The sequence below is a fragment of the Paenibacillus sp. P5_B5 genome (assembly GCF_056400365.1).
The window spans coordinates 64,075-79,693 of sequence record NZ_JBFULK010000018.1; the positions used below are offsets into that span (position 1 = coordinate 64,075).

Here is a 15,619-nt window from a genome sequence, read left to right on the forward strand (position 1 = left end):
AGTAGCCTCCTACCCGATTTAAATATCGTCGCATTTGATGTCAATGTCTTCGTTACTTGAACGATTTTATCTCGTTTTTTTGTGCAATCCTTCCGATCAAGAATCCAAGGCATCCGCCTACAATCGCCGGAACGAGCCAGCCCATCCCCACTTCATACAGCGGAATATGCTTCATCCAGACTGTAACAGCATCCACAGAAACACCAGCCGCTTTCAAGCCGTCGAACACACTAATCAGCGCTGTTCCTAGAAGCGCTCCTATAAATACAGAAGAACGACCGTTAAACAGCTTACTGCACAGCGAAAGCGCAATCAGTACGATCGCTACGGGATAAATAACGAGCAAAATCGGGACCGAAATTGAAATAATACGATTTAATCCTAAGTTAGCTACAAGGAGACTGATTAGACAGGTGATGAATGCAATCCAATTGTAGCTGAGCCGTGGGAATAAGCTAGTAAAGTATTGACTGCATGCTGAGACAAGTCCAATGCTTGTCGTCAGACAAGCCAGTATTACAATGACTGCAAGCAGAATTAATCCAAATGGTCCGAATAGCTGCTGAGCAGCAAGTGTAAGCAGTTGTCCGCCGTTGTCTACATAGCCGAATGAATCGACGCTTGTTACACCGATAAAGCCGAGTGCCCCATATACTAACGTTAATCCGATACCTGCAATGATTGCTGCTTGAACTGCGGTCTTCGCTATGATGCGCTTATCCTGAACGCCTTGATCTCGAATCGCTTTGATAACGATAAGGCCAAATGCGAGTGCTGCAATTGTATCCATCGTCAAGTAGCCTTCCATAAATCCTTTAAATCCGGGTGATGTTGCGTACTGTTGTACTGCTGGATGTGCATCACCTAACGGATTCAACGCTGCAGCTATGAACAGTCCCGTAATGGACAATAACAGCAATGGCGTTAAAATGTTCCCGATCCATACGACAAGCTTCGACGGATTCAGGCTTAAGATGAAAACGACAATGAAAAAAAGCAGCGAATACACGAACAATACCCAATTGCTGGATTGAAGTGATTCGGGGACAAAGGGTGCTGCTCCCATTTCGAACGCTACGTTTGCAACACGTGGAATGGCCATCAATGGTCCAATTAAAATATATACGGTTATAGCAAATGGAATCCCAAATTTCGGATGAACGTGTTCAGCTAATTGCTGCATATCCTTACCAGTAAGCCCGATTGTAATGATTGTAAGCAATGGAAGTCCTACACCTGTCAAAATAAATCCGAACATAGCAATTGCAAATTGATCTCCAGACTGTTGACCCAATATCGGAGGAAAAATTAAGTTGCCTGCCCCAAAAAATAACGAAAATAGCATAAGTCCAATAAAGAAAGTTTGAGTTCTAGAAATTGATCGCATGTTAGCCCCTTAGATGTATAGTTCAGAACAATGAAGTAATATAAAAAACGAAATGCAAAACAGCATGACTTACTCATTCTCGTCCTAAAAGTTTGTACCTTATTTTAAATCATGTGATTGGGAAGTCAATGTAATATTTTTTACATTTCATTTATTTTGATGTGATGCTGCCCGTGGCTTTTTGCAATGCCTTCATTGTCAAGACACAATCCTTTTATGAATCAAAGAACAGAAAGCATGGGAATACGCAATCACAAGAAAGAGCTACTGGAGAACCTCCAATAGCCCTATCCTCTCAAAATCCCTCGGAAATAACACCATCAAAGGACTCGGATTCATATTCTTTTCTGATTATTATCGACAAGTCAATGCGTAGACTAAGGAACCGCCGTATACCGAACGGTACGTACGTTGGTGTGGGAGGTCGGTTACTCAATTAATGAGTAGCCTCCTACCCGATTATATTCCATGGCTTTGGTTTCGTATTTGGTTGAATTTCTTTATTAAATTGATCTTCAGAAGCATCTTGCAAAATCTTATTGATTTTGTGTGATAACGATTTTGTAGTTTTATCATCTATATCTTTTTCATTTAATTGTTTAAATAGACTAGTTAATCTCATGCTCTCACCTGCAATTTCATGTTGTCTTCTTTGACGCTTGGGTGTAAATAATACCAAATTAAATAGCTTTTTGGCAAACGCTTATCATGCAATGGATGACATTGGTTCAAGAAAGCAGATACTGCTAAATGGATTTATAACATATTTTTGGAAAAACGATCTTTATTTGTTATAATACTTAACATTACAATACATCTTAGACGAGAAAGAGGAATGAATTTGACGGCTTTTTTTGAACAATTTATAGCAACAGGCAACACGATTTTGTGGTCTTATGTACTTATAGTACTTCTTATTGGGGCAGGGATATACTTTACTATTCGATCGAGATTTGTTCAGTTCCGACTTTTCGGTCACATGCTTCGGTTACTTGGTGAAGGAAGTAAAGAAAAGAAAAAAGGAAGTATTTCTTCTTTTCAAGCTTTCTGTATTGGAACAGCATCGCGGGTAGGTATAGGGAATATAGCCGGCGTCGCTATTGCGATAACGATAGGTGGACCTGGTGCTGTATTCTGGATGTGGGTATTAGCTCTAATTGGTGCAGCTTCGGCATTTGTTGAGAGCACGCTCGCCCAAATTTATAAAGTGAAAGATGGAACCACTTACCGTGGTGGTCCTGCTTATTATATGGAGAAGGCGCTGAACAAGCGCTGGTTAGGTGTTGTTTTCTCAATCTTGATTACGATTAGCTTTGGGTTTGTATTTAATTCGGTACAGGCTAATACCATTGCGCTTTCTTTTCAGTCAGCATTTGGGATTGACCCTAATATATTTGCATTTGTATTAGCGGCAGTTGTCGGTGTTGTAATTTTTGGAGGCGTTAAGTCTGTTGCTAGAATCTCTTCCATAATCGTACCTGTAATGGCGAGCGTTTATATACTTCTAGCTTTATATGTTATCATTACTAATTTCACACAAATTCCGCATGTGTTTGGTCTCATTATTCGGAGTGCATTTGGCTGGGAACAAGCGGCTGGTGGTGGAATAGGCGTGGCTCTTATGCAAGGAATTAAGCGCGGACTATTCTCTAATGAAGCGGGTATGGGCTCTGCTCCCAATGCTGCCGCGACTGCTGAAGTAAGCCATCCTGTTAAACAAGGACTTATTCAAGCATTAGGTGTTTTTACAGATACACTGCTAATTTGTAGTGCAACTGCTTTTATCATTCTTTTCTCTGGTCTTTATGGAGAGACCGATCTAACAGGAGTTCAATTAACGCAGCTCGCATTAACGAACGCCATGGGAGAATGGGCCTCTGTATTACTAGCAATTATGATCTTTTTGTTTGCTTTCAGTTCAATTGTAGGTAATTATTATTATGGCGAGACGAATATTGAATTTTTGAATGGGAAGAAATCGGTACTAATCGGGTATCGAATCTTGGTTATTGGTATGGTTGTGTTCGGATCACTTGCTCATGTGCAAATTGTTTGGGATCTAGCTGATTTGTTTATGGGCTTAATGGCTCTGCTTAACTTAGGTGTTATCTTATTCCTTGGTCATATTGCATTTGCTGCGCTTAAAGACTATACGAAGCAGCACAAGGCAGGGCTTGATCCCAAGTTTGATGCAAGCAGTATTCCTGGTTTAACAAATGCTGAATGCTGGGAAACGAAGAATCAAACAGATCATAAAAGCTAATAATTATAAGATAAATAGCAAAGAGGACGAGAGACAAGGATAATGTCTAATCGTCCTCTTTGTTTGTTTAGGTCATTATTGGATTAATTTAAGCCTGACGCTCAAATCTTTGTGCAATCTCGATAATGACTTGTACTGCTTTCTCCATATTATTGACAGAGACAAATTCAAACTTACTGTGGTAGTTTTCTCCACCTGTAAATATGTTTGGTGTAGGTAATCCCATATAGGATAGTTGTGAGCCGTCTGTACCGCCGCGAATTGGTTTAGTAATTGGCACAATGCCTAGTGATTCCAATGCTTCACGTGCAATATCGACAATCTCGATTACAGGCTCGATCTTATCTCGCATATTATAGTATTGGTCATACATGTTAAGACTGACGCGATCTTCACCATATTGCTTCTTAAACTCATCTACAATGGTTTGCATATAGGCTTTTTTCTCTTCAAATTTGTCGCGATTGTGATCACGGATAATGTAATACAGCTTGGTCTGCTCTACATCACCATCGAATGAAAGCAGGTGATAGAACCCATCATAGCCATCTGTATACTCGGGGGCTTCCTCTTCTGGGAGACGAGCATGTAATTTCATTGCTATCTTCATCGAGCTGATCATTTTATTCTTCGCTGAGCCGGGATGAACATTAGAGCCATTAATTGTAATCTTGGCTGCCGCGGCATTAAAGCTCTCATATTCAAGCTCACCAAGCGGTCCACCATCCATTGTATATGCGTATGTAGCATTAAATGCATCGACATCGAACTTATTCGGCCCCCGGCCAATCTCTTCATCAGGTGTAAATGCAACACGAATCCGGCCATGCTTCAGCTCTGGATGCTGAATTAAATAGGCCATTGCAGTCATGATCTCCGCAATACCAGCTTTATCATCTGCACCAAGTAGTGTGGTACCGTCAGTTGTGATTAAAGTATGTCCCGTATACTCGTTTAATTCAGGAAACTCCTTCGGTGAGAGTACTACACGCAAGGCCTCGTTTAGCACGATGTCACCGCCTGGATAGCTATCGATGACTTGTGGTTTAACATTCGTCCCCGTAAAATCGGTTGCTGTATCTACATGAGCTAAAAATCCGATTGTTGGCACTTGTTTCTCCGTATTGGAAGGAAGTGTTGCCATAACATAGCCATTAGCGTCTATAGTTACATCCTCCATCCCGATCTTCTTTAACTCATCTACAAGCATATTTGCTAAAGTCAATTGGCCTTCAGTTGTAGGACAGGTTTCATTATCTTCATTGGATTGCGTATCTACTTTAGCATATCTTGTTAATCTCTCAATAAGTTCTTGTTTCAATTTAAATCGCTCCCTTATAGAAATATAATACCTATTATACGACTTATTTAGTCTGTAAGCTGATAAAGATTTAAACAAACCTGCTCGATTTTATTTTGATATGTCAAGTATTAGAATAATAGGTTAAAATTATCTGATTATTGCAACTTCACAATTCTCTGTTTCGTATAATGTAGTAAATAACACAAAAGGAGAACCTATATGAATTGGGATATCATGATCGTTATTATTCTTTTTATACTAAATATTCCGGTATTTAAATTCATTTACAGGATGTTCTTTAGTGATCCTAATGAATATAATGAATCTGTAAGGTATACCTTTACTCCGAATATAGTTTCGCTTTTTAGAGGTCAGTACTGGAAAGATAAAATAGGAACAGCTAGGTTACAATTCTTTATCCTTTTATGTTTATTAGTTATTTTTCTGGAATACACTTTAGTCAATAAAGTAATTGATTATTTCAGCTGAATTATCAAATGTGAGAATATGTTACTTTGTTTGGTTAATGGAATATAAAACGTAAAAGAGCAGATACCAATGTACCTGCTTATTTTTATTGGGCATTTATTGTTTAGATTTTAGTGTTACCACTACTAACTCAGGTTGATTTAGAATTCTAAGGGGGATAATGCTGTTTCCTAAACCTCTACTAACTATCATCGAAGTTTCGCCCTCAACATAGATGCCGCTTGTGTACTGAGGGAAGAAGCCTTGATCTGGTGCAATTAATCCTCCTACGAACGGTATCCGGAATTGTCCGCCATGTGCATGACCAGCAAATACGAGATCTATATTTTTATTGCTGTAAACATCCATAAGTTCAGGTCTATGCGATAATAATATGTTGAAATTAGGGGGTACAGGGTTTGATAGGGACTCTAACTTTTCTTCAAAAATGTAAGTATGACTCTGATCTATATAGTCAGAAGGAGTAAAGGCGGGATCTTGTAAGCCAATTAGACTGATTGTTTCACCATTTCTTTCTAAGAGAGCACTTTGATCATCAAGAATCGTTACACCTGCTTGAATTAATATGTTTGTTAACTTATCGTATACACCCGACCATTTCTCATGATTCCCCGATACATAATAGATTGGTGCAATTAAAGCTGCTTGTTCAATAAACTCCATTGCAACATCTATATTTGTTTTATTGCTGTCTATTAAATCTCCAGTTACCACGATAATATCAGGCTTAGCATCCATGACTGCTTGAACTAATTTAGATTGCTTGTCCCCAAACTCTTTATTATGTAAATCAGAAATCTGCGCAATCACAAACTCATGAAAGGAAGAAGGTATCTTGGTATTTGAATAGTCGATTCTCGTTGTAGTAATACTATTGTTTTGCCAATAACACATTAGAATTATGATAGCCAGAATAACACAAGAAGTAATCAAGAACTTTTTCCTGTTTTTCTTTGGTTTCATTGTAATCCTCCCTTAGCTATTCCAAACTCCGTTCGCGCGGAACTCTATTATTCCTATAATAGATTAAAGCACTATATTCGTAAACTTGCCAAAACAATACGCTTTGATTGATATATAATAATTAACTGAAAAATTAGAGTTTACAAAATTATATCATGCTATATAATTAATAATAGATATCAAGTGATATATATCGAATGATTCTCATAAACTAATGAAGGAGTACCTTATGGCACCTAAGAAAAAATTTTCCAGGGATATGATTGTTGCTGCGGCCTTTGATATAGCGAAGGTGGATGGTATTGATCATATAACGATAAGAAGAGTTGCTGAGAAAATGGAGAGTTCAATTGCACCAATTTATGTGAACTTTACGGATGTCGACGAGCTCAAACGGGCGGTATTAAATAAAATCCATGAAGTTTCTCAGCAGATGTTAATGACGCAGTACAGCCCTGATCCATTTCTGAATATAGGCATAGCCAGTCTGAAATTTGCCAAGGAGTATAGTGTGCTTTATAGAGAATTGATCATGAACAATAGGTACTTGTTAGATGTACAGCCCCAAATGGGTAACATACTTGAACTGATGAAACAGAGTACAGATCTGGATGGTTTCACAGACGAGGAGATTATGGGAATTTTGTTCAAAATGAGCATTTTTCAAATGGGACTTTCCATAATGGATGTGAACGGACTGCTTCCAGAGGGATTTAACGAAGAGAAGCTGATCGAACTTATGGAAAGTACGGGCAATGATGTGATTGCTGCTACCCGTATGCGAAAGAATGGAGCGCTCGATTGATTAAATAAGCGATTGGAGTGATGGGGAGATGAATAAAGATAAAGCACAAGCCTTGATTGAGGACTATTTTAGAAAAAAGGTGCAAAAAGACTCGAAAATTCATAATGCCTATTTGTTAGTTCATTCTGAAAAGCTTGGCATCCATTTAAATATCGCTGAAGGCTTAACTGGTCAGATGTCTGCAAATGCACAGCAACCTTATTATATCGCCAGTGTTAGTAAGTTGTTTACAGCAGTGATTATCGGCATTCTGGTTGAAAAGGCTATGATATCTTATGAAGATCCCATCTCTTCCTATTTAGATAATAATCGATTGAACAACTTACATATTTACAAAGGAAAGGAATATACGAACGAAATCAGAATCAAGCATTTATTGAACCACACATCAGGGTTAAATGACTTTGTGGAAGATAAACCGAAGCAAGGTAAATCCATGATTGATATGATTATGAATGAAACCTCTAGGACATGGACACCGCAGGAAGCGATTGAATGGTCCAAATCGAATTTAAGATCACATTTTCCTCCAGGCAAAGGATTTCATTATTCCGATACGGGCTATCATCTGTTAGGTTTAATTATCGAGCATATAACGACAAAGCCATTTCATGAGGTGCTGAGGCAATATATTTATGAACCGCTAGGGATGAATCACTCCTACTTTGGCCATTATTCTGAACCTATTGTTGCAAACGAATATCCTGTGGCTCATTTATTTGTGGGTAAGCAGAATATAATTGATTTCCCAAGCTTCAGCTTTATGTATGCTGGGGGTGGAATAGTTGCTACAGTGGAAGACTCACTTAAATTCATGAAAGCATTAGTCAATTATGAAATTCTAACCGAAAAAACGATCGAGATCATGAAGAACGATTGGGCAAGGTTTTTCATCGGCATTGATTATGGTTATGGATTAATGAACTTTACAACTGTTCCCTTACTTATGCCACAAAAATATAATGTATGGGGAAATGCAGGCTCAACCGGTTCCTTCATGTTCTACCATGTTGCTACAGATTCGTACTTAATCGGAAGTTTAAATCAATTTCGCTACCATAGAAAAGGGATAAGATTAATGTTAAAAATCATTGATATCCTGTTGCAATGTGATGAAAGTTAGCTAAAGCACATATGCTGGCGCTAGTTATTGATATGAATGGGGCGAGAAATTCGTGAAGAATTTGGCGACTTAACTTTGACCTGTTCATCAATCTTTAGGATAATAGAGGAGGGCAGTTAAAGCTCGTCCACGATAAAGCCGATAACTGTTCAATAATATCAATATCCAGAGATTGGAGTAATCCCTTGAGATATCATAATTTAGAAGAATGTATTATCGATTTGGAAAAGCACGGACATTTGGTTCGAATTCATGAAGAGGTTGATCCTTATCTTGAAATGGCTGCTATACATTTGAAAGTCTATGAAGCAGGAGGACCTGCACTATTATTCGAGAATGTGAAGGGTTCAAAGTTTCGTGCTGTATCGAACCTTTTTGGCACGAGAGAACGTAGCAAGTTTATTTTTCGAGATACATGGGATTCGACACAGAATGTTATTAGCTTGCGCAATGATCCCATGAAAGCGCTCAAGAATCCTTTTAAATATATCAGTACTGGATTAGCAGCCAGAACGGCATTGCCGATCAAGAAAATGGGAAGCGGTCCAGACGGTTTCAGTGAAATTCAGATCAGTGATCTCCCTTTAATCCAACATTGGCAAGGGGATGGAGGCGCTTTTGTCACGCTGCCTCAAGTATATTCAGAAGATCCAGAGAAGCCAGGTATCATGAATTCCAATCTGGGGATGTACCGGGTTCAGCTGACGGGTAACGAATATGAAGTGAATAAAGAAGTAGGAATTCATTACCAAATTCATCGAGGGATTGGTGTGCATCAGGACAAGGCAAATAAGCTTGGACAACCACTTAAAGTCAGTGTGTTTATTGGCGGCCCTCCAGCCCATACCTTATCTGCTATCATGCCTCTGCCTGAGGGGATGAGTGAAATGACCTTTGCTGGACTTCTTTCCGGTCGTCATTTTAGATACAGCTATGTAGATGGGTTCTGCATTAGTCATGATGCGGATTTCGTCATAACCGGTGAAATTCATCCAGGTGATACTAAACCGGAAGGCCCCTTCGGCGATCATCTCGGCTATTACAGCTTGGTACATCCATTTCCAGTAATGAAAATTAATAAAGTATATGCCAAGGACAAAGCCATCTACCCATTTACCGTTGTAGGTCGACCACCTCAAGAGGATACAGCCTTCGGCGAATTAATTCATGCGCTTACCGGCGGTGCGATCCAACATGAAATTCGGGGAGTTAAAGAAGTTCATGCTTTAGACGCAGCGGGCGTACATCCTTTGCTCTTCGCCATTGGCAGTGAAAGATATACCCCATATCAGGAGGTCAAGCAGCCAGCTGAGATCCTTACACAAGCCAATAAAATTTTGGGAACTGGACAGCTTAGCTTAGCCAAATACTTGTTCATCACTGCTGAAGAGAAACAAGCGGTGAGTACGCATGATGTCGAGGATTTCCTAACCTACCTGCTTGAGCGGATCGATCTTCATCGAGACATTCATTTTCAGACCAATACGACCATTGATACGCTTGATTACTCTGGGACTGGATTGAACACGGGCAGTAAGGTCATATTCGCTGCCGCTGGCGATAAGAAGAGAGACCTCTGTACCAAGGTTCCAGATAATCTACAAGGGCTGCAAGGATATGAACAGGTCAGCTTGATTATGCCTGGAATTGTCGCGATTCAAGGTTCTACGTTTACGGATTATGAGGATGCTGAGCAGAAAATTAATGAGCTTTGTGATGAAATACAAGCTAGGGGTCCGCTAACTAACTGTCCGATGATTATCTTATGTGATGACAGTGATTTCTTGAGTAATGCCCTAGATAATTTCCTTTGGGTCACTTTTACACGCAGCAATCCATCTCATGATATATATGGTGTGAATAGCTATTTTGAGTTCAAGCATTGGGTTTGTGATAATGTCATCATTGACGCTCGTTCGAAGCCACATCAAGCACCACCATTAATTCCAGATCCGGCCGTTCAGCAGAACATCAAGCGGTTGTTCGCCAGTGGTGCAAGCTTAGGGGATACTGGGATTAAGTAAGTGGATAAGAATAATCAGGGACACTTTGGCGATTGACAAAGTGTCCCTTTTTTCAAGGAGAAATATTAATGCTACCTTTAACTATGAGCCATACTGCTAGAATCATTTCATAAGAGGCTATCGGAATCGCCAAAACGGCTCCCCATGTCGAAAGTTGAAGAATGATACCGAACATTTCTAACAAGGCTGCAATAAGAATGAGTGTTGCTCCGGCAAGACCCATGACTGAGATAAACCGGGGAACGAGTTTTGATTTATAGAGTAAATAACTGCACATTATCGTATTTATGCCCAACATGAAATTGGGGCCAAGCAAAAAGGTTCAGTCATGTACTGCTAATAATAATGTACCTAAAGTTTGAAAAGAGGATGCATTCGGAGCTGCTGCTTCTACAAATTCCTGGCTTAGGGTTAATAGAGACAAGACGCTGATTATACCAACAGTAATGATAACGGCTTCAAGAAGCCTAAAACAAACATACCCAAGAGCTAAGCTTTCACTGTGCTTTTTTAAGAAAGGATACAGCGTAATCGAAGTGCCGACAGCGGAACAGACCAGAATTAACTCACAAAGCGCTCCCAGTATCACCTGATTTTTATGTTCAAAACCTGTAATCAGGTAATCGGGATCCTTAAGAATAGGATCGTATAAAAGAACACATATGATCGACGAAACCGTCGCAAGTATAAATAGGATTCCAACAATTTTTGCTGCCTTCTTGCTATGATTCATTGTTTCCTCCCCCTTGAACAACAAGGTTTAGCAGCAAGCACATCAGCATGTTTAGGTTCAATACGGTTAAGTTTAATGGTCTGATCTCACCGTAATCACGACGTTCCCCTTCTTATGTCCGTTTTCGACATACGTATGAGCCTGGGCGATCTGTTCCAACGGATAACAGCGATCGATGACCGATTTTATCTTTCCCTCCTCAATTAGCAGTTTGAGCGAATACAGATCTTCAATCTTAAGGTTTATCGCGGATTTAACGGAGAGATACTTCCCCTTGTTCATAAGTGCGCTTTTACTGCGTGAAGACGAAATTTTCCCTACCGCGTCAAAAATAAGATCGTACATCTGACCGCTTCGAGTAAAATCCTCCTTGGTATAATCCAGGACCTTATCGGCTCCCAGCGCTTTCACCATTTCCACATTTGCGGTGCTGCATACTGCAGTTACCTCCGCCCCAAAGAATTTGGCAAGCTGAACCGCAAAAGTGCCTACACTACCGGATGCCCCGTAAATAAGCACTTTCTGTCCGCGCTCAATTCCTCCTTTTCTAAGAAAACACAGCGCTGTAAGTCCCCCGACAGGTACGGCTGCTGCTTCCTCATCGGTCATATTGACAGGTTTCATGGCCACGAGCCCTTTATTCGCCTTCGCTCCTTCTTCAGGCAGGCAAATGTACTCGGCATAAGCGCCAAACCTAAGACCGGTGTAAGCAAAAATAGGGTCGCCTATCTTAAAACGTTTCACGTCCTTGCCGACAGCTTCAACCACTCCAGCTAGTTCAAACCCCAAAACAGTAACCTTCTTCGGTCTAAAGAGTCCATTAAAAAGTCTTGCCGCAACGGGATCGGCCTTTCTCATTCGCCAATCCGCTGCCGATACAGTCGTCACATGTATCTTGATTAATAGTTCATTATCCTTGGGCGTCGGCTTTCCCACCTCTTTCAATTCAAGCACCTGCGGCGGTCCGTATTGTTCATAAACGATGGCTCTCATGTCATTCCTCCTCATTTTACTTTACTGAATCGAATCCTCCTCGTAACTGAAGACGTCCTCCAGAGGAAGATGGAACACATGTGCGATGCGAAAAGCCAATTCCAACGAAGGCGAATATTTTCCCTTTTCAATCGCTACGATGGTTTGCCGTGTCACCTTTACTTGGTCGGCGAGCTGTTGCTGGGTCATTTCGTTATGGTTGAATCGCAAGCTGCGAATGTGATTGCTAATGTGTCTTTGGCCCATCTTATACTCCTTTCCGATAGTGATAGAGCCGCGTAACGCAGCTGGCAACATCGGATATGAATCCTGAGAAAATCAAGATTACGAACATTACGGAAGGCGTCATTTGCAGAACTAATGAACCCATCGCGAGTAGAAATCCGAGAATGAACACGAAATAAGACATTCTCATGGCCTTCAATTCGATTAACTTGTCGAGTTCGTCAACGAAGGAAGGTTCCACTTCTTTCGTCGCAATCCGGTTAATGATTATGAATACGATCTCAATGATGACTTTCGCCACGATCGTTACCGGGATGAGGATTAAGATAACGGCACCCCAGAAACGGAAAAGCTCCGCCCCCTCCAGATTCATATCACTATACCTGAAATATACAGCCCCACAGTAGGATCCAAAAATCAAAATCGTGCTGATTAGCGATACTATATTTTTCTTCTCTTGATAGGACATGGAACATCTCCTCCGCTAATCCGTCTGTTATAAAAAATAGGTAAAGTTTTCCAAACACAATGTAACATTAAGAATACATGATGTCAAATATTTTTTACATACGGCTTGTCAATCCTCCGACTCCCTACGCGTAGAACGCCTGGGATTGGTTCGAACTATGCAATGTGTTCGTCCGTCGAGGCTTAGTCTCCGAAGCCATACTTCCACTCCCTGCATGGGGCATCCTCCAAACAATAAAAAAACCACTTCACGATTTTGTGAAGTGGTTTGGCAACTTTGATCATAAACATGTTTGACCAAGAATGACCAGAGATTGCTTACTTGCTTTGAGCGAGTCTGCAGAGTTAGTAGACAACTCGGACATCTCTGTTACTGTGGTTGCCGTCCACCGGATTGTTTTTTCTTCATTCTTGTGCCCAGTATGATTAAGACGACATAGATTACAATGGCAATCGAATCTATAAACGTATCCGTAAGCGCCGAAACGTCAAGCAATGCGGTTACGCCAAGAATGACCATGAGTCGGATGATCAGGATCGCCACGATCATCCATGCGGCAAACCGGATTTTCGATTGCTCACTTTGGAATGACATGAAAATGAATGCGATGCCGAAGACCAGATTTTCCGCCGTGATAATGTGCCAAACATACGTGAATACCGTCTGGGTATCCATGGATATTGCCCTAATGTCGAGCGTCGGCAGCACAGCGGATTGCCCGTTCCATGCGTGCGTGACGGCAAACAATATCGCAAGAACGCCTGCAATCAGATAATAAAAATTCCTAACCTTGATGTTCATCACACCCCTCCTTAGAAATTCCCGGTTCATTCTTTCGGATATCCTTGTAAATCTCGCGGACGAATTCTGCCAACAGTTGGTCGCTTTCGTTATTAAAGTCCCTTAACGTTTCGGCTGCTATGTTGAGCAGCTGACTGACCTTTTCCAGATGGGCAATCTTCTTACGCGTTTCTGCGTTCTTGGCATCGAGGAACGCAGCAACCTCTTAGCAGTAAGCGGGGTCGATATTTTCCATCTTGCGGAAACCAAATTTCCCCCTGATTTCTTTAAGAGAAAAGTCCGCATACTGCATGATCTGAATATTCATCAAGTCCATGAGGTCGTCCTTCGAATACCTTCGGTATCGATTGTCTTCCCGGGACGGCGAGACGATCCCAATCCGGTCATAATACCGAAGCGTATCCTTCGGTATCCCAAGTATCCGCGAAACCTCTTGTATAGAATAAAGTTTTTTCATGAATTCAGAATAACATTAGAGTTGACTCCAATGTCAAGTAAATTGGGCGCAAAAAGTTTTTGAAACGAATTCGTACACAAGAAAATCGCCGTTGTTATCGAATTAAACCTGACTGGAGGGATGAGAGAGTGATCCAGATATTTTTCCAATACTCTTTCCTAGCATTCGGCATGTGTGGAGTATCCAAAGACAAAATAAAAAAAACGGCTGCGAAGCCGTTTACTGAATAGGTTTGGTGAACCAAAGGGATAGCCCTGCATTTCGGATGTAATCCATCAAATGTAAAAAAAACGCAGCCGATTGGCTACGTTAATTATTATTGTATGGTGGAATCAAGGGGGATCGAACCCCTGACCTCTTCGCTGCCAGCGAAGCGCTCTCCCAGCTGAGCTATGACCCCTTATTGTAAGAATAAGTTGCTTTATTATTGTACATAAATTTGCCTTATTAGACAAGTGCTTTTTAACATGCTAACGTATTATTATTAAAATAAGAAGCTTGGATGTTATCGTTATTGTAACTTTGAATTCTACATATTTATATTACACAGGAGTGATTAACGTGAATGACGATATGTTGTATTGGTTTTGGATTTTAGCTGCATTCATTGTCACATTAGGTTCTGCTGTCTTTATAATGAGGGCAACGCGTAAATTTGGGTTTACCTTTGGAATATCGACCTTACTTAATGTGGTAATTACAGGCGGCGGCGTATTGTGGCTATTATTAGGAGAAGCGGATGATACTACTAATTTTAAGCTATTGGTTTATGGTATAGCATGCTTTAATTTGCTCATTATTGATGCGTTTGTATTACTAAGTATGAGACCTAAGAGAGAATTACCTACAGAACATGCTTGGGATCATGAATAGCAATCAGCAGGAAGGAACGATCTCTAACCTATGAAAAATCGTCGTTTCTGGATTTGGTTTGGGCTTACGGTTATATGGATGGTGATTATTTTTGTTAAATCAGCAGAGCCATATAGTGAACAAGATATACGACCTCAATTAGCTGAATGGATATCGGAAGAGCGTTTGCAAAGCTTGTTACCTAATCTGGAGTTTATTTACGATGGGGGACTTGTGACGTATAAACAGCCATATGATATGCTTGAGTTTTTTGTGCGCAAATTTGGACATGTATTTGAATTTGGATTATTGTCATTCTTATGGCTTATGACACTTAGAGCACGGAGAATAAGCTGGAGGATAGCACTTATTAGTGCTTCTATCATTACTTTGGTATATGCTGCTTCAGATGAATGGCATCAGAAGTTTGTTGTGGGGCGAACAGGACATGCGATTGATGTAGCTGTTGATACAATTGGGATCGTACTTGTTGCACTAATTTATATGAGCTATGCTGTCATTAAAAGCAGGAATCGTACCAGTTGATTAAATGTGGGTATAACCAATTGAAGAAAGCCGTTGCATTGGTCATACCCCTGTCAAGTAGACAGATGAAAAAAGCTATGCTGCCAGCGCGCACCGGTATTCGATCGGCGCGCGCTGTTTCAGTTTAGATTGGAACCGCTGGTAATTGTAATAATAAATATAATCTTCTACCGCTTGATGAATCTC

16 protein-coding genes, 1 tRNA gene and 1 pseudogene are annotated in these 15,619 nt (G+C 40.5%); 6 read left to right on the top strand and 12 right to left on the bottom strand.

Going from position 1 to position 15,619, the window contains the following annotated elements:
• Positions 1-52: 52 nt before the first annotated feature.
• Positions 53-1,387, bottom strand: a complete 1,335-nt coding sequence (brnQ, locus tag AC1DOK_RS20395; protein ID WP_477556160.1) for a branched-chain amino acid transport system II carrier protein — start codon at positions 1,385-1,387, stop codon at positions 53-55.
• Positions 1,388-1,838: 451 nt separating this feature from the next.
• Positions 1,839-2,066 carry a hypothetical protein gene (locus AC1DOK_RS20400; protein WP_477556161.1) on the bottom strand — a complete coding sequence of 76 codons (228 nt, stop codon included), beginning with the start codon at positions 2,064-2,066 and terminating at the stop codon, positions 1,839-1,841.
• 156 nt (positions 2,067-2,222) lie between these two features.
• Between AC1DOK_RS20400 and AC1DOK_RS20405 the strand changes: the two genes are divergently transcribed.
• Complete coding sequence (locus AC1DOK_RS20405) at positions 2,223-3,650, top strand: alanine/glycine:cation symporter family protein (RefSeq protein ID WP_477556162.1); 1,428 nt, start codon at positions 2,223-2,225, stop codon at positions 3,648-3,650.
• 88 nt (positions 3,651-3,738) lie between these two features.
• Here the strand turns inward: AC1DOK_RS20405 and pepT are convergent, their stop codons facing one another.
• Positions 3,739-4,971 carry a peptidase T gene (gene pepT, locus AC1DOK_RS20410; protein ID WP_477556163.1) on the bottom strand — a complete coding sequence of 411 codons (1,233 nt, stop codon included), beginning with the start codon at positions 4,969-4,971 and terminating at the stop codon, positions 3,739-3,741.
• Between the two features lie 567 nt (positions 4,972-5,538).
• A complete protein-coding gene (locus tag AC1DOK_RS20415; RefSeq protein ID WP_477556164.1) occupies positions 5,539-6,405 on the bottom strand; it encodes a metallophosphoesterase in 867 nt (288 codons plus the stop codon).
• A gap of 229 nt (positions 6,406-6,634) precedes the next feature.
• Here AC1DOK_RS20415 and AC1DOK_RS20420 point away from each other — a divergent pair, with 229 nt between their 5' ends.
• The 3 genes from AC1DOK_RS20420 (at position 6,635) to AC1DOK_RS20430 (ending at position 10,357) form a co-directional block, all read left to right on the top strand.
• Positions 6,635-7,210: a TetR/AcrR family transcriptional regulator gene (locus AC1DOK_RS20420; protein ID WP_477556165.1), complete on the top strand. Its 576-nt coding sequence runs from the start codon at positions 6,635-6,637 to the stop codon at positions 7,208-7,210.
• A gap of 28 nt (positions 7,211-7,238) precedes the next feature.
• Positions 7,239-8,333, top strand: coding sequence for a serine hydrolase domain-containing protein (locus AC1DOK_RS20425; RefSeq protein WP_477556166.1), 1,095 nt, complete (start codon positions 7,239-7,241; stop codon positions 8,331-8,333).
• A 185-nt stretch (positions 8,334-8,518) separates the two neighbouring features.
• Complete coding sequence (locus AC1DOK_RS20430) at positions 8,519-10,357, top strand: UbiD family decarboxylase (RefSeq protein WP_477556167.1); 1,839 nt, start codon at positions 8,519-8,521, stop codon at positions 10,355-10,357.
• 52 nt (positions 10,358-10,409) lie between these two features.
• On the opposite strand, the pseudogene AC1DOK_RS20435 reads toward AC1DOK_RS20430, so the two are convergent.
• The 7 genes and pseudogenes from AC1DOK_RS20435 to AC1DOK_RS20465 all read right to left on the bottom strand — a co-directional run bounded on the left by AC1DOK_RS20435 (position 10,410) and on the right by AC1DOK_RS20465 (position 14,435).
• Positions 10,410-11,090 (bottom strand): annotated as a pseudogene (locus AC1DOK_RS20435) (DUF4386 domain-containing protein).
• Between the two features lie 72 nt (positions 11,091-11,162).
• Positions 11,163-12,083: an NAD(P)-dependent alcohol dehydrogenase gene (locus AC1DOK_RS20440; protein WP_477556168.1), complete on the bottom strand. Its 921-nt coding sequence runs from the start codon at positions 12,081-12,083 to the stop codon at positions 11,163-11,165.
• A gap of 21 nt (positions 12,084-12,104) precedes the next feature.
• Positions 12,105-12,329 (bottom strand): helix-turn-helix transcriptional regulator, encoded by a 225-nt coding sequence (locus AC1DOK_RS20445; protein ID WP_477556169.1) that lies wholly within the window; start codon positions 12,327-12,329, stop codon positions 12,105-12,107.
• A 1-nt stretch (position 12,330) separates the two neighbouring features.
• Complete coding sequence (locus tag AC1DOK_RS20450; protein WP_477556170.1) at positions 12,331-12,777, bottom strand: hypothetical protein; 447 nt, start codon at positions 12,775-12,777, stop codon at positions 12,331-12,333.
• Positions 12,778-13,146: 369 nt separating this feature from the next.
• Positions 13,147-13,578 (bottom strand): hypothetical protein, encoded by a 432-nt coding sequence (locus AC1DOK_RS20455; RefSeq protein ID WP_477556171.1) that lies wholly within the window; start codon positions 13,576-13,578, stop codon positions 13,147-13,149.
• A 205-nt stretch (positions 13,579-13,783) separates the two neighbouring features.
• Positions 13,784-14,035, bottom strand: a complete 252-nt coding sequence (locus AC1DOK_RS20460) for a MerR family transcriptional regulator (RefSeq protein ID WP_477556172.1) — start codon at positions 14,033-14,035, stop codon at positions 13,784-13,786.
• A 324-nt stretch (positions 14,036-14,359) separates the two neighbouring features.
• Positions 14,360-14,435: transfer RNA gene (locus tag AC1DOK_RS20465), tRNA-Ala, on the bottom strand.
• A 161-nt stretch (positions 14,436-14,596) separates the two neighbouring features.
• Here AC1DOK_RS20465 and AC1DOK_RS20470 point away from each other — a divergent pair.
• Positions 14,597-14,908: a hypothetical protein gene (locus AC1DOK_RS20470; RefSeq protein ID WP_477556173.1), complete on the top strand. Its 312-nt coding sequence runs from the start codon at positions 14,597-14,599 to the stop codon at positions 14,906-14,908.
• Between the two features lie 30 nt (positions 14,909-14,938).
• Positions 14,939-15,433, top strand: a complete 495-nt coding sequence (locus tag AC1DOK_RS20475) for a VanZ family protein (protein ID WP_477556174.1) — start codon at positions 14,939-14,941, stop codon at positions 15,431-15,433.
• Positions 15,434-15,508: 75 nt separating this feature from the next.
• On the opposite strand, the gene AC1DOK_RS20480 is transcribed toward AC1DOK_RS20475, so the two are convergent.
• Complete coding sequence (locus tag AC1DOK_RS20480; RefSeq protein WP_477554110.1) at positions 15,509-15,616, bottom strand: IS3 family transposase; 108 nt, start codon at positions 15,614-15,616, stop codon at positions 15,509-15,511.
• Positions 15,617-15,619: the final 3 nt, after the last annotated feature.

What these genes read in the sequence shown, in the direction of transcription:
- brnQ (WP_477556160.1), bottom strand. Translation starts at nt 1,387, where the DNA reads ATGCGATCAATTTCTAGAACTCAAACTTTCTTTATTGGACTTATGCTA.
- AC1DOK_RS20405 (WP_477556162.1), top strand. Translation starts at nt 2,223, where the DNA reads ATGAATTTGACGGCTTTTTTTGAACAATTTATAGCAACAGGCAACACG.
- AC1DOK_RS20415 (WP_477556164.1), bottom strand. Translation starts at nt 6,405, where the DNA reads ATGAAACCAAAGAAAAACAGGAAAAAGTTCTTGATTACTTCTTGTGTT.
- AC1DOK_RS20420 (WP_477556165.1), top strand. Translation starts at nt 6,635, where the DNA reads ATGGCACCTAAGAAAAAATTTTCCAGGGATATGATTGTTGCTGCGGCC.
- AC1DOK_RS20425 (WP_477556166.1), top strand. Translation starts at nt 7,239, where the DNA reads ATGAATAAAGATAAAGCACAAGCCTTGATTGAGGACTATTTTAGAAAA.
- AC1DOK_RS20440 (WP_477556168.1), bottom strand. Translation starts at nt 12,083, where the DNA reads ATGAGAGCCATCGTTTATGAACAATACGGACCGCCGCAGGTGCTTGAA.
- AC1DOK_RS20445 (WP_477556169.1), bottom strand. Translation starts at nt 12,329, where the DNA reads ATGGGCCAAAGACACATTAGCAATCACATTCGCAGCTTGCGATTCAAC.
- AC1DOK_RS20450 (WP_477556170.1), bottom strand. Translation starts at nt 12,777, where the DNA reads ATGTCCTATCAAGAGAAGAAAAATATAGTATCGCTAATCAGCACGATT.
- AC1DOK_RS20455 (WP_477556171.1), bottom strand. Translation starts at nt 13,578, where the DNA reads ATGAACATCAAGGTTAGGAATTTTTATTATCTGATTGCAGGCGTTCTT.
- AC1DOK_RS20460 (WP_477556172.1), bottom strand. Translation starts at nt 14,035, where the DNA reads ATGAAAAAACTTTATTCTATACAAGAGGTTTCGCGGATACTTGGGATA.
- AC1DOK_RS20475 (WP_477556174.1), top strand. Translation starts at nt 14,939, where the DNA reads ATGAAAAATCGTCGTTTCTGGATTTGGTTTGGGCTTACGGTTATATGG.